Source organism: Pseudomonas sp. MH9.2, from assembly GCF_034353875.1.
GTDB lineage: Bacteria > Pseudomonadota > Gammaproteobacteria > Pseudomonadales > Pseudomonadaceae > Aquipseudomonas.
The window spans coordinates 5,345,152-5,359,063 of record NZ_CP133784.1; the positions used below are offsets into that span (position 1 = coordinate 5,345,152).

A 13,912-nucleotide genomic window follows, 5' to 3' on the forward strand; every position below is an offset into this window, starting at 1 on the left:
AGCTTTCATGTTGGCAAGACGCCTGGAAAGGGCCTTTCAACGATAGATCGGGGGCGTCAAAGAGAGCTGTAATGTCGAGCTATTCACCTGAGCGTAAAGCGGCCCTTATCAACAAATTGCTGCCCCCTCAAAACATGTCCGTGGCCGAGTTGTCGCGTCAAGAAGGCATCTCTCAAGCCACCCTGTATGCTTGGCGAACCAAGCTCAAAGCAGGAGGCGCAGTGGTGCCCGGAGATAAAAGCAGTGCCGATAACTGGTCGGCTGAAGCCAAGTTCGCAGCTGTGTTGCACACGGCCACGTTGAGCGAGATCGAACTCAGCGAATACTGTCGCAGCAAGGGTTTGTACCCGGAGCAAATCAGCGCTTGGCGACAGGCCTGCATCAGTGGCCAGCTGTCAGCTCAGGCACAACGCCAGGCCGAGCGAGAGCAGGCACGTGCCGACAAAAAACGTATCGCCGAGTTGGAGCGCGAGCTGCGGCGTAAAGATAAGGCGCTGGCAGAAACCGCCGTGATCCTGGTACTGCGAAAAAAGATGAATGCCTTCTGGGGAAACGACAACGAGGACGTCTAACCTCGCTGCCAGAACGGCAACAACTCGTTGAACGTTATAACCATGCTGTGGCTTCTGGTGCGCGCAAAACGATTGCCAGCGAAGAAATCGGGCTGTCGCTGCGCAGCCTGCAACGCTGGGCGCTGACGCCTGTGATGCAGGCCGATGTGCGCACCACCACGTTACGCCCGCGACCACTCAATGCCCTGAGCGAGCAGGAGCGTTGCGCTATTTTGGATGTCTGTAACAGCCCGCCATTCGTCAGCCTGCCGCCGAGCCAGATCGTGCCGATACTGGCCGACCAAGGCCGTTACCTGGCCTCAGAAGCGACCTTTTACCGCGTCCTCAAGAAGGCTGATCAGTAGCACCGACGTGGCCGCAGCCATGCGCCGCACAAACATGCTGCGCCGACGACTTACAGCGCAGCCACAGCCAATAAGGTCTGGTCTTGGTACATTACCTACCTTCCATCGCCAGTGCGTGGGAAGTACTACTATCTGTATTTGATCGAGGACATCTACAGCCGAAAGGCCGTGGGCTGGGAGGTTTACGAGCAAGAAAGTGGCGAGCTGGCGGCCGAACTGATGCAGCGCACCGTGCTCACCGAACGCTGCGCCGGACGGCCCTTGGTGCTGCACTCGGACAACGGCGCACCGATGAAATCGGTGACGCTGCTGAGCAAACTGTACGAACTCGGCATCACCCCGTCACGAGGGCGACCACGGGTGAGTAAAGATAATCCCTACTCAGAATCGCTGTTTAGAACCCTGAAATATTGCCCGCAATGGCCTACTGGTGGTTTTGCAGATTTGGACGCGGCACGCAGCTGGGTGCGCGATTTTATCAGTTGGTACAACCACCAACACCGCCACAGCCGCATCCGCATCCGCTTCGTGACCCCGGCGCAGCGTCATCGAGGCGATGATCAAGAGATCTTGGCCAAGCGTCATGCCCTTTATCAGCAAGCTCGTAATCAACATCCACATCGCTGGTCAGGTGCGACACGCAATTGGCAGCCCATCTGCGCGGTCACACTCAATCCGGAAAGAGAGTTACCGACACTGAAAATAGCCGCATAAAACACAGCTGACGCGACAACTACCTTGCAAAACGCCGTACGGTCGTCGCGTGCAGGTGATTTTGCTAGTCGCTCAATGTTATTCTCGTAACGAGATTGCCCAGTTGACCGCTCTCTCCGTTGTTTCAGTCACCCGCTGGTGCAAGCGCTTTCAAGAGCTGCGTCTGCAAGTCCTGGTGGGCCTGCCCGGACGAGGTCGGAAGCCATCCCTGCCGGCCGAAGTGAAACGAACCCTTGAGCAAGTTACTCAGCCGCGTATCGGTCAGCCCCGCTGGAGCTGTCGAAGCATGGCTCGAGTCGCTGGCATTTCACCGGCCAGCGTCCAGCGGATATGGGTCGCCAACGACATAAAACCGCACCTGACACGCACCTTCAAGCTGTCCAACGATCCAAACTTCGAAGAAAAATGTTGGGACGTCATTGGGCTGTATCTGGATCCGCCGGATAAGGCATTGGTGCTCCGTTGCGATGAAAAACCAGGTCCAGGCCTTGGAGCGCACCCAGCCCGGACTGCTTTTGGGAGTCGTGCAATTGCGCACGTAATTGCACGACTATGTCCGCCATGGCAACGCAACCTTGTTCACTGTGCTGGATTATCTTCAGGGACGCTTGATCAGTTCCATTGAGCGCCAAGACCGGCATCAGGAATGGCTGGAGTTTCTCAAGAAGATCAATCGCGAAACGCTCAAGCATCTTCAGCTGCATTTGATCGCCGACAACTATGCCACGCACAAGCATCCAAAAGTAAAGGCGTGGCTTGAGAAGCACAAATGCTTCAACATGCACTTCACTCCGACCTCCAGTTCGTGGATGAACAGGGTTGAACGCTTCTTTCGCGATATCACGGTGTCCCTGCGTGACGGCAGTTTCAGTTCGGTTCGCGAACTGAGCCGCCGTCTAAGCTTGCCCAACATCAGTCAGCGCGGAGGTCGTCGCGCGCAAGTATCCTGCTGGCAGCCCAGGGTTGTTTGAGTGTGGAAACCGATGGCCAACTGATGTAACACCCCTACGATTACCTGTTGGTGCCAACGTTTTCAGACGCTACGTCTAGAAGGCCTGCTCGACAAGCCCGGCCGCGGACTCAAATCCGCCCTTCCTATAAACACGGCCCGTCGATTACTCGAGCAGGTCACCGAGTCCCGTCTTGGCGTGCTCCGCTGGAGCCCAAAGTATGGATCGTGCAGGCAGCATCCAGAGGCCAACAAACCACGAGCTAAGGACTCTTAAGATAGTGCTGGCCGTTTATTGGCCGTCGGGTTGGTCATGTTCTGGCGTCGTGTTGGCATGCTCCCCAAAGCGCGGGGTGCCATTTGGTTAGTGGGCAAAATCGGCTCTGTACACTAGCCAGCCTTCCAAAATCCAAATTTGCATATGAGCACCGCAATGCGCCAGCCATGGCTAGGCCAGGGAGGGAGCAATTAAAGAAAATTCCTACAATGGATAGAGAAATTTCTTCGTTTTTTGAACGATTCAGTCAGTGATAATCCAAGTAGAAAGAATTCGTAAGCAATTTTCTTGAACTGCTTTAGTTGGCAGTTTACTGCGCATTTTTTTATGGGATTGCCAATTTTCAGCAAATAGCATCAGGGCCTAATAGGAATCCTGGGGCGGTAGCATTTCCGATGGCGAACCCATTAATTTTCCGACACCCACATGATTAGCTGCAGCCAGATAAAACTATAATTCTTTTGTGGATAAGAAGGTAAGATATAGGTTTTAGTGCACGATGTAATAAAGGCGCTGGTTGTGCTCAAAACTCGGACCACCTTTTGTTTGGGGCTGCATTTGAGAATCGTTCAGTTTTTGCAGGTCAGAACTTAATAAAATGAGTGGTTTACAGCGCGCAGGTGTGCAAACGAATGCAACCGAAGTGAATTCCATTACCTCCGTAAATAGTCACATATTGGATAAAGTGATCGTCAGGCTAGTCGGCAAACGTCGAGGATGTTGCAGCTATTATTGCCAGAGCGTTGAGCATAGATTTCGAAAGCATAGTTGCGACAGAACTGTTTCTCTGGATCAAACTGCTGCGTTACTGGTGTCGCTGCAAAAGTCATAATTAGGGTTAACGTCTTTGCGGTATGTGGGTAGTGTAGCAATTTGAGGGGCTTGCAATTGCTACACGGATAAGCGATTGATGTCGAAAGCGACTCTCTCCAGAATGCCAGACATTAGCCGTGGGTTGAATAAATATCGATGTCGGTGCTTCAGGTTGATACATAGTTTCCGGGTCTATTATCGAAATCACGAAGTAGTACGATGGAGTTATTTATGCACATTAAGTCTGCTAAATGTCTATTTGTGGCGGGGGTTTCAGCTGCGCTGTGCAACAGTGCCTGGGCACTTGATCCGCAAAGTATAAAATTATTTGAAGGGGTAATGTTTACCCCGAGTCTTAAAGTTGCTGAGAGGTATGATGATAACTTCAGGGCTGTTCAAAATGGTAAGCAGTCGTCGTGGATTACTGGGATAACGCCAACCTTCGTGCTGGATGCCGAAAATGCTAAGAGCGACTACATTCTGAGTTATTCAGCGGAAAGTAACATTTTTCATTCCAGCCCTTCGGCCGATCATACAGACCATCATTTAATGGCTGATGCAAACTATGAGTTCGATGCACATAATCGCCTACAGCTAGGTGCTGGCTACCATAGGGTTGAAGATACAGCGTCGCAAAATGTGAATAAATACAGCCTCGAGAATGATAAATTCAGCACTGCCAATGTCGGAGGACTTTATAGCTATGGGGTCCCGCAGAGTTCTCTTATGCAGGTCGATTTTTTCGGTAACTACGAGCAGCTTCGCTATCATAACAGTGGTGATCTGAGCTCTAGCCTAGAACGCAATACAACGTCGCTTGGTAGTATTTTCTATTATCGCGTGGGGCCCAAAACACGCGTACTGTTTGAAGCCAGAGATACCAATTACGATTATATTTCAAATACCGCTCTAAATAGCAATGATATTGGACTGCTTGGCGGCTTGGTTTGGGATGTCTCAGCAAAAATATCTGGTACTTTCAAGTTCGGTGCGGAGCGCAAACGCTTCGACGATTCCAGTCTTAGTCCTAGAAGCGGTTCTCTTTGGGAAGCGTTAGTCAGCTGGCATCCGGGCATTTACTCCACGTTCAACCTGTCGACTCTCAGAGCCATACAAGAGAACGATGATAGCAACGTCACTGTCGCTGCATCGTCTATTGAGACTAAACGCACAAGACTGGAGTGGAAAAATCAGTGGCTTGATAGGCTGACATCCGAGGTGAGCTACAGCTACATTGAAAAGCAATACCAAGATGTCAGTCGCAGCGACCAAGAGTCCAATTTTGGGCTGGGTTTGACTTATGAAATGCGTCGTTGGCTGGATGTAGGGGTTGGCTACCAATTACTGAAAAATGATTCCAGCCTCTGGGGCAAAAGCTACGAGCGCAATATTTTCTCAATCAGCTTCACCGCCAGCCTCTAAGACAATAAGCGTGCTATTCAAGAGTAAATACGTACATGGCCATTCATAGGTTTTTCATTCTGTTGCTGGGAATGCTGGTGTTGCACTGCGGTTTTACGTTTGCTGAAGGAACACCCCAGTACCAGCTGGCATCTGGAGATGTTATTAGCATCCATGTTTTTGGCGAAAAGGATTTGAGCTTTGACGAAGTACGGCTGACTGGAACGGGCACATTTTCCTATCCCTTCATTGGCGAAATCAGGGCCCAAGGAAAAACCACCACCAATATCGAACAGATGATTATCGACAAGCTTAAGGGTGACTATCTCGTTGATCCGCGGGTTACAGTCAGCGTATTGAAGTACCGCGAATTTTTTATCAGCGGCGAGGTAAAGGTCCCGGGTGGCTACCAATTCCAGCCTGGTCTGACGCTCCGTCGTGCGGTGGCTCTGGCGGGCGGGCTAACAGAACGGGCATCTACCAACCGCATAAGTATCATTCGTGATACGGGTATGGATCGTAAAACTGAAAGCGCCAGTCTTGACACTTCTGTCATGCCCGGGGACAGCATCATCATTGATTCAGGGTTTTTCTAAGGCGCTGTCGCTAATTAGGGAACTACGCAGTGCTTTAAATCAACGGAGCCCTGCGCAGAACTGGCCACCCTTGAGGTGCGTACCAGAGTTTTCTCATATACAACTTCAGAGTTTCTCCATACATGAAAAGTAAAAGCCAGCTTATCGAGCACAATCAGATTGCCCAAGGTCTGGAGGACGACGAGAAGCCTATGGACATGGTCAAGCTGCTCATGGCTGTATGGCATCGCAAATGGAGTATCCTTAGCCTGGGCCTGATTGTCAGCTTGGCGACCAGCTTGGTGGTACTAGTTCAGACGCCAACGTACCATGCAGCCGCCACCCTGCTGATTCAGCAAAAAAACACCAAAGTGGTATCTATCGAGCAGATCTATGGTGTGGACGGTGCTGGCCTTGGCTTTTTAGAGACTCAACTGGAACTGCTCAAGTCGCGTTTTCTCGCCGAGCGGGTAGTGCGTGAGTTGGACCTAACTCATAATCCATTGTTCGACCCGCGCCAGCAGCAAAAAACACTGCTAGATTTCCGTGGCTTGCTGGGCAAGCTGGATTTTCGTACTTTATTACATCTAAGCTCGTCAGACGGTCAGGTTGCGCCCCGCCAGACCGCAGTCTTGGATGCTACACCAGAGCAAATCTTCGATGGTGTAACCCAGGCCTTTCGCAAGGGGATTGTCGTCTCACCTCAAGGGCGAAGTCAGTTAGTGACCATTGAAGTGGATATGGCCGATCCGCTTATCGCTGCTCGCGCCGCTAATGCCCTAGCCAATGGTTTTATCGAAGATCAATTGGAAGCAAATACCCGGGCGTCCACGTCGGCGACAGGTTGGATGAACAACCGTCTAGGTGAGTTACGCATTCAGTTGAAGAGTTCTGAACAGCGTTTACAGGACTATCGAGAATCCGAAAATTTGGTTGATATGGGCGGGGTAGGCACTATCAGCGCAAACGAACTCTCCTTGACTGGCGAGCGGATGATTAATGCCAGGAGCCAGCGCGCCGAAGCCGAAAGCCAGTGGCGCCAGGTGCAAGTCATGGGAAATAATTGGGAACGCTTAGCGAGTGTGCCTGCTGTACTTGGTCATCCGCTGATTCAGCAGTTCAAGGCTGAACAGGCTCGCGCGCAGGCTAAGGTAGATGAGTTGTCGCGTCGATATGGCGACCGCCACCCAGCTATGGATGCTGCGCGTTCAGACCTAAATGCCGCTAATGCAAGTTTGCGTGGACAAGTCCAGCAGGTGGTTGCCGGTATCGAGCGCAACTATCAACTGGCGTTGACCAACCAGAACTCCCTGCAAAGCTCATTCAATGAAAATCGTACTGCTATTCAGGGCATCTCCCGGAAAGAATTCAAATTGCGTGAACTACAACGAGAGGTGGATGACAATCGGGCGCTTTACGACACGTTTATGAATCGTCTTAAGGAGGCCGACGCTATATCAGACCTGGACAGCGCGAATGCTCGAATAGTAGATCAGGCCGTGGTACCCACCGAGCCAATCAAACCAAGAAAATCTCTGATAGTCGTGATCGCAGCTTTGCTTTCTCTTTGTGCTGGTGCTGGCTTGGTCATAATCCTAGAGTTGCTGAACAATACTTTCAAAAGTAGGGAGCAGGTGGAAAGCCAGCTGAATATTCCGGTGTTGGGGATTTTGCCACTTCTCAAGTCGTTCACTCGCATTGATATGGCTCGGATGTTCCACAGTGACAAAGATAAGGGCTTTTCTGAGTCAGTCCGAACAATCCGTACCAGCATTGTACTGGCCGGTAGCGAACACGGACGCAAGGTGCTGCTTGTCACTTCTGCTATTCCGGACGAAGGTAAGAGCACGGTGGCAATAAATTTAGCCTACGCCTTTGGTAGCTTGGAAAAAGTGCTATTGATCGATGCTGATCTGCGTCGCCCGAGCGTGGCCAAGAACTTTGAGTTCGCCGTTGGTACGCCTGGCTTGGCTAACCTGATTGCTGGTACTGCTAGCAGGGAAGAGTGCATCAAGGTTGTGGACGGTATAGACGTTCTCTGCGCAGGTACAGTGCCACCAAATCCGCTGGAGTTGCTGTCTTCTTCGCATTTCGATAAGACGATTGAAGACCTCATGAGTGGCTATGATCGCATTATTATCGACTCGCCTCCGACCCAAGCGGTAATTGACGCTATGGTCCTATCGACCTACGTCGATGCCGTTATCTATGTTGTCAAGTACGCTTCAACTTCGATTTCGTTGGTAGAGAAAGGCATCGGTCAACTGCTGCAGAACAACGCGCCCGTTACCGGGATAGTGCTCAGTCAGGTCGATATCAAAAAATCTGAAAAATATGGATATATAAATGAAGGGCATTACTACGACTACAGTAGCGATATTACATAAATTCGGTCTTTGGGTTGTTTCGATCTGACAGATTAATGCGGAAAATAATATACGTATTTTATGATGGTCAGCCGTAAATACTCATGAGCGGCGGTGTTAAACTTCTCCTGCTAACGTGCTAGGAATTGAGTATGCGATGATCGATTTGCATAACCATCTACTCCCCGGTATCGACGACGGGGCGCCTGATCTTGAAACAGCGCTGGCACTTGCACAGATTGCGGTATCGGATGGAGTAACCCATATGGTTTGCACGCCACATATGCACCCGGGTCGTTACTCCAACAGTTTAGAGAGTATTGAGGCGTCGAAGAGTTCATTCGTGAATGGCCTCAAGAAGGCGCATATAAAACTGCGGGTAGCGACAGCAGCAGAAGTTCGTTTTGGAATAGAATTGACTATTGGTATAAACCTCAACGCTGTCCCTTTTCTGGGTGATTTTGAGGGGCGTCGTGTGTTATTACTGGAACTTCCACATGGCGAAATACCCTTTGGCGCAGAGCGGATGATTGATTGGCTTGTAAAACGAAATATCACACCGATGCTGGCTCATCCCGAGCGCAATAAAGGCATTTTGCGAACTCCTAGTAGGCTCAAGGGGTTTGTACAGCAGGGCTGCCTGCTACAGGTTACCGCTGGAGCGGTAACCGGTCACTTTGGCCCCACTGTTCAGACATTTGTCCATACACTGCTGAAAGCGGATATGGTGAGCATTATGGCAAGCGATGCGCACAACTTACAGCACCGTCCTCCATTGCTGTATGAGGGGATGCACCAAGTCGCCCAGATAATTGGTGATACTAAAGCCCATGATTTGGTATGTGCTACACCGTGGGCTATCGCTCAGTCGCTTTTTTTGTAAGAGTTTTATTTCTGCGTAGGTTGCGCAAAAGCGTAGCGTGTGATGCCTTGCATCAAAAAAATAGCGTCGGTGGTATTAATGTTTGACTTGTGTTTGGGAGGCATGCTTGGCAGACGCATGATGATGGTTTAGTCGGCTTTAAAGGAATGGCTTGCCTTAACTAGTGTGCTATCTCGAAATAAACGTTCCCGTGAGGCGGTCATATCCATCTGATTTTTATGAAGAAAAGCCAAGATGAAAAATGACTTTATTCTGACACTGCACACTAGCGGGCCCAGACCATTTGCGCATATTATTCACGGCTTGGCAGATAGGCCATTGCGCAGCATTAGAGGCCGTACGCTGATACCCTGATATGTATAGCCCTCTAGGCAGCATCCAAAGCTGGAAAAAATATTCCGTGTTTCTATAGGCGGCTGTAGATAGCGCCTACGCGCAATGCTGGGTTAGTGGAATTTAGTACCGTGCTGCTAGTGCGAGCCAACCGATCCGAAATCGCATGCTTTGCTCACAGAAAACGCAGTTTTCAGGCGTTCGACCATCCCGTAAGCATGACGATGTTTCTAGGTTTATGGGTATCTAGGTTGAGCGCGAGTTGGCAGAGAGCGATGTGGTGCCAGGTTTAGCTCAGATAGACCTAGCGCCACGTAACCTTTGCATCAGCCGGGCCCTATTCATTGTACGCAGCCATAGATCCAGGAGGTTATCAAACGGTCGAAATTGATTGGACAGCTAGCGCATTGTACAACAGAAGCCCCCTTAAACAGTGTTGCAACGTATATCTCTAAAGCAAGCAGGCGGCGTCCCACGTAAGACGGGAGCAATACCGCTTTCGCGGTACTGTGAAAATTTAGTGTTACACGTTCAAATATGTTTATCTTCTAGATCATAGACTGTGCAGCCAAGAGTATTGCATATCATTTGATCATGCGGCTTTCTTTATAAATCTAGCTTCAGATATCCCATGTGTTGCTGCGCGCACCACGCTCAAAGGAAATTGACATGAGAGTTACTGTTTTCGGCATTGGTTATGTAGGCCTAGTCCAGGGTGCTGTGCTGGCGGAAGTAGGCCATGATGTTGTGTGCGTGGATGTCGATGGTGATAAGGTTGAACGCCTCAAGCGTGGAATCATTCCTATATACGAACCAGGCGTGGAAGCCTTGGTCAAAGAAAATCTCGCCAGTGGCCGCCTGTGTTTCACCACCGATGCTGCGGCAGGGGTAGCCCATGGCGAAGTACAGTTTATTGCCGTAGGAACGCCGCCTGATGAGGATGGCTCTGCGGACCTAAAGTACGTACTAGCGGTGGCCGAGACCATAGGGCTTAACATGCAAGGACCGCAGATAATCATCAATAAGTCCACGGTACCTGTAGGCACTGCAGATAAAGTCGTTACCCGAGTAAAAGAGACTTTGAACCAACGCGGCCGCAACGATCTGAGTTTTGATGTGATCTCCAACCCGGAATTTCTCAAGGAAGGCTCTGCCGTGGCCGACTGCATGCGTCCAGACCGTATTGTCATAGGTACATCCAGTGCGGAAAGCGAAGCGTTGATGCGCGAGCTTTACGCGCCCTTCAATCGCAACCATGAAAAGATCATCGTCATGGATGTACGTAGCGCAGAGCTGACTAAGTATGCGGCCAATTGCATGCTCGCCACCAAGATTAGTTTTATGAACGAGCTGGCCAACTTGGCAGAAATACTAGGCGCCGACATCGAGATGGTTCGCCAGGGCATAGGCTCTGATCCGCGCATTGGCTACCATTTCATCTATGCTGGCGCTGGATACGGTGGATCCTGCTTTCCCAAGGATGTCCAGGCACTGATCCGCACTGCCGACAGCATTGACTTCGACGCAACGCTTTTGAAAGCGGTAGAGAGTCGCAATAATCAGCAGAAGACCACGTTGTTCAGCAAGATCCATAAGCATTTTGCCGGTGGCCTACATGGCAAGACCTTTGCCCTTTGGGGCCTTAGCTTTAAACCCAATACAGACGACATGCGCGAGGCAGCAAGCAGAGTTCTTATGGAAGCACTGTGGCACGCCGGCGCGAGGGTTCAGGCTTTCGATCCGGAGGCTATGGAAGAAACTCAGCGTATTTATGGCAACCGCGATGACCTTAGACTATGTGGTACCAAGGAGTCGGCGCTACTTGGCGCTGATGCGCTAGTCATAGTTACCGACTGGTCTGCGTTCAAAGCTCCGGACTTCGATGTGATCAAAACGTTGCTCAAGACGCCCATCATCTTTGATGGAAGAAACTTATTCGATCCACATAAAATGGCTGAGAAAGGACTCGGTTATTATTCGGTGGGGCGCAAGAAATTATAGCCGTCTGATATAAAATTTTGATATTGAGAAGTCTTGTTCATAGATATATATATATATATATCTATCTATGGCTTCGCTGGAAAAATAGGCGGATTAAAAAATGAAGCGAAAAATTGCATGGTTTTATCATGTGACATTCAGGCACTGGATACTGAGCTTGCGAGTTAAATATCTAAACACCCTGTATGGCATGCATATCGCATCGGATGCTCGCATATCGTTAAAGGCAAAGCTTGATCTGACCAATCCCAAAGGGATTTATATAGGCTCAGGCTCTTACATTGCTTTTGGTGCTGTTATTTTGACCCATGACATGTGCCGCAACAAAAATGCGTCAGTACGCATAGGCAAGAACTGCTTTGTCGGTGGTAATGCGATTATCATGCCCGGAGTTGAAATTGGTGACTCGGTCATTATTGGCTCAGGGTCAGTAGTTACTCGCTCGGTGGGTAGCAATGTGGTGGTTGCAGGGAATCCGGCTAAGATTATAAAAACGGATATCAAAACAGGTAAGCTAGGCATCCTAAAAAAAACTGAAGAAGCTTTTTAATGAAAAGGATACGTGCGAAAGCACCGCTAATCTGTTTAGTCTATATATTGCTTATATTTATACCGGCTGAACTTAACTGGTTAATAGGACCGGTCAGGATTGAAGCCTATAGGTTGTTTTTGATAGCAGCTGCGCTTCTTTTAGCTTCGAAAATGATGAATCATAAATACGACCGAAAAGAGTTGGCGCTGGTGATTTTTTGCGGTTTGTCTGCCATAAGTTATATATATGTCCATAATGCGGCGGGTGTGCAATCCGCACTTATTCTAATATTGGAAGTGTTTGTCAGCTATTGGATAGGGCTGCAAGTTGGCGGGAATATCCATAAGCTCCGCGGATGCATTACGCTGATTATGACGATGTTTTTATTGCTGGTGCCTTTCGCGATAGTAGAATCGCTGAGTGGGTATCGTTCTCTTCATGTATTATTTGCAACGATAGCAGATACAAAAGTAGATGCGTACTTAGGTGAATCTTACTTCAGGCATGGATTACACCGAGCAGGCACTGTGTTCGCTCACCCTATTTTGTACTCTGTCATATCCGTGATGTACATTGGCCTGTTGTTCAGGTTATACAATCTGCCTTTGATAGTTCTATTTTGTTTTGCGATATTGACTGCCATAATTACGTCCGTGACTTCGGCAGGTTTGTTGATGTTGTTGATGTTGTTGGTGCTGTTTTTGATGCAGAAGAGTACTCGGTATTTTCCAAGTGTCTTTAAGTTGGCAGTCATTCTGAGCGGGTTCATTTTTATATTTTTATCCTTTGCTTCAAATCAGGGGCCGATCCAATTACTGATACAACTAACGTCGCTCAACACAGACACTGCATTTGCTCGTTATATGCAATGGCAATTTGCCTCAATGGAGGTGTTAAGAAACCCAATATTTGGAATAGGGTTTAATGAGTGGGCTCGGCCATACTGGATGGCGGCCAGTATTGATAGCTATTGGTTAACGGTTATGTTGAAAAGTGGGATTCCGGCATTGATTGCGTTGTCGGTTTTTTTTATACTTTCACTCAAAGCCTATTGGCAGGCGTTTCAGGTTACACGTGAGTGGTTGTATTTTTGTTTTTTTATAGCTATCTGTTCTTTCATATTGGGTGCGTTCACTGTCGATTATTTTGATCGTGCACAGTTGATGCTGTACTTGACCATGGGGTTCTTCAACTCATTTGTCTCCAAAAAATCGACGGAGACAGGAAAGTTGAACATATGATGGAAAATTCGTTATGGATGGCGTTTCTAAATTTACTGATGGAGCAGATATGGGCGATTATATTTTTTTTCGCCGCTGGCATTAGTTTGGCCCGTGGCAGGTATAAAAAAACAGCAGTCTGGTTGTTAGGGATGGGGAGCGCTTATGTAGTCAATATGAGCGGATTTTTATCGCCGATATTAAAACCTGTCCAAGCGGGATCAATAACAGACATTAGTGTGGTGTCTGTTTCCGTGCGCAGCAGTAATCCTCAGGTTGGGATGCTGTTGGCCGAGATGCTAAAAGGGGGTTACGACATAGTTGCTGTGCAGGAATTGCAGGATCAGAAGTTAATGTTAGATGTATTGAAAAATTACCCGGGTTATTTCTGTTATTATCAGCCTGGAAAGTCGACAGTCGTCCTAAGTCGATTTCCTGCAGTTGAAAGTATTCATCTAAAAAATGTGCAGCGGGTAACATTGCAGATTGATCCTGATAATACACTTCAAGTCTATAATCTACATGCGCCCAAATACTCAAGTAATCTAGCTCTGTACAATAAATTTTTTGCTGGCGTTTTTCAAAGTATAGAAAACAATCAACAAGGGAAAATCGTAATAGCTGGTGATTTTAACTCGACTCAGAATAACTATTGGCGCGGTAAGTTACCTAGCCTCAACTTTAGTAGCGCTCTGCATGACGCGGGGAGTGGTTGGCTAGCAACGTTCCCTACAAAATACAGGAGCTATGGATTTCTTTTTCCTTTTGTGTCTATCGATGATATTTATGTGAAAAACATGAAGTTGATAAGTGGTGACGTTCTGGGTAAGTACTATGGCAGCGATCATCACCCCGTGCATGCCATGTTACGCACTAAACTAGATTGATGTGTAATGCTGGCTTTGACTGTCGAGTAGTAGAACATCGACCTT

The 13,912-nt window shown here is 48.8% G+C and carries 8 protein-coding genes and 2 pseudogenes; all 10 read left to right on the forward strand.

Going from position 1 to position 13,912, the window contains the following annotated elements; all coding sequences use genetic code 11:
- The first annotated feature begins 71 nt into the window (after positions 1-71).
- Positions 72-1,630: pseudogene (locus tag RHM55_RS24720) on the forward strand (IS3 family transposase).
- A gap of 40 nt (positions 1,631-1,670) precedes the next feature.
- A pseudogene (locus RHM55_RS24725) lies at positions 1,671-2,532 on the forward strand (IS630 family transposase); the annotation flags it as partial.
- A gap of 1,368 nt (positions 2,533-3,900) precedes the next feature.
- Positions 3,901-5,091 (forward strand): outer membrane beta-barrel protein, encoded by a 1,191-nt coding sequence (locus RHM55_RS24730; RefSeq protein WP_322178753.1) that lies wholly within the window; start codon positions 3,901-3,903, stop codon positions 5,089-5,091.
- Between the two features lie 35 nt (positions 5,092-5,126).
- Positions 5,127-5,666: a polysaccharide biosynthesis/export family protein gene (locus tag RHM55_RS24735; RefSeq protein WP_322178754.1), complete on the forward strand. Its 540-nt coding sequence runs from the start codon at positions 5,127-5,129 to the stop codon at positions 5,664-5,666.
- A gap of 122 nt (positions 5,667-5,788) precedes the next feature.
- Complete coding sequence (locus tag RHM55_RS24740; RefSeq protein ID WP_322178755.1) at positions 5,789-8,032, forward strand: polysaccharide biosynthesis tyrosine autokinase; 2,244 nt, start codon at positions 5,789-5,791, stop codon at positions 8,030-8,032.
- Positions 8,033-8,168: 136 nt separating this feature from the next.
- Positions 8,169-8,894 (forward strand): tyrosine-protein phosphatase, encoded by a 726-nt coding sequence (locus RHM55_RS24745; RefSeq protein WP_322178756.1) that lies wholly within the window; start codon positions 8,169-8,171, stop codon positions 8,892-8,894.
- A gap of 1,002 nt (positions 8,895-9,896) precedes the next feature.
- On the forward strand, positions 9,897-11,228 hold the full coding sequence (locus RHM55_RS24750) for a UDP-glucose/GDP-mannose dehydrogenase family protein (RefSeq protein ID WP_322178757.1): 1,332 nt from the start codon (positions 9,897-9,899) through the stop codon (positions 11,226-11,228).
- A gap of 100 nt (positions 11,229-11,328) precedes the next feature.
- Positions 11,329-11,778 carry an acyltransferase gene (locus tag RHM55_RS24755; protein ID WP_322178758.1) on the forward strand — a complete coding sequence of 150 codons (450 nt, stop codon included), beginning with the start codon at positions 11,329-11,331 and terminating at the stop codon, positions 11,776-11,778.
- Positions 11,778-13,001, forward strand: a complete 1,224-nt coding sequence (locus RHM55_RS24760; RefSeq protein WP_322178759.1) for a hypothetical protein — start codon at positions 11,778-11,780, stop codon at positions 12,999-13,001. Before RHM55_RS24755 ends, RHM55_RS24760 begins: the two co-directional genes overlap by 1 nt.
- Positions 12,998-13,867, forward strand: coding sequence for an endonuclease/exonuclease/phosphatase family protein (locus tag RHM55_RS24765; RefSeq protein ID WP_322178760.1), 870 nt, complete (start codon positions 12,998-13,000; stop codon positions 13,865-13,867). The genes RHM55_RS24760 and RHM55_RS24765 overlap by 4 nt, the downstream gene beginning before the upstream one ends.
- Positions 13,868-13,912: the final 45 nt, after the last annotated feature.

Bases quoted from the DNA above. Each gene is read 5' to 3' on its own strand.
- RHM55_RS24730 (WP_322178753.1), top strand. From the start codon at position 3,901: ATGCACATTAAGTCTGCTAAATGTCTATTTGTGGCGGGGGTTTCAGCT.
- RHM55_RS24735 (WP_322178754.1), top strand. From the start codon at position 5,127: ATGGCCATTCATAGGTTTTTCATTCTGTTGCTGGGAATGCTGGTGTTG.
- RHM55_RS24740 (WP_322178755.1), top strand. From the start codon at position 5,789: ATGAAAAGTAAAAGCCAGCTTATCGAGCACAATCAGATTGCCCAAGGT.
- RHM55_RS24745 (WP_322178756.1), top strand. From the start codon at position 8,169: ATGATCGATTTGCATAACCATCTACTCCCCGGTATCGACGACGGGGCG.
- RHM55_RS24750 (WP_322178757.1), top strand. From the start codon at position 9,897: ATGAGAGTTACTGTTTTCGGCATTGGTTATGTAGGCCTAGTCCAGGGT.
- RHM55_RS24755 (WP_322178758.1), top strand. From the start codon at position 11,329: ATGAAGCGAAAAATTGCATGGTTTTATCATGTGACATTCAGGCACTGG.
- RHM55_RS24760 (WP_322178759.1), top strand. From the start codon at position 11,778: ATGAAAAGGATACGTGCGAAAGCACCGCTAATCTGTTTAGTCTATATA.
- RHM55_RS24765 (WP_322178760.1), top strand. From the start codon at position 12,998: ATGATGGAAAATTCGTTATGGATGGCGTTTCTAAATTTACTGATGGAG.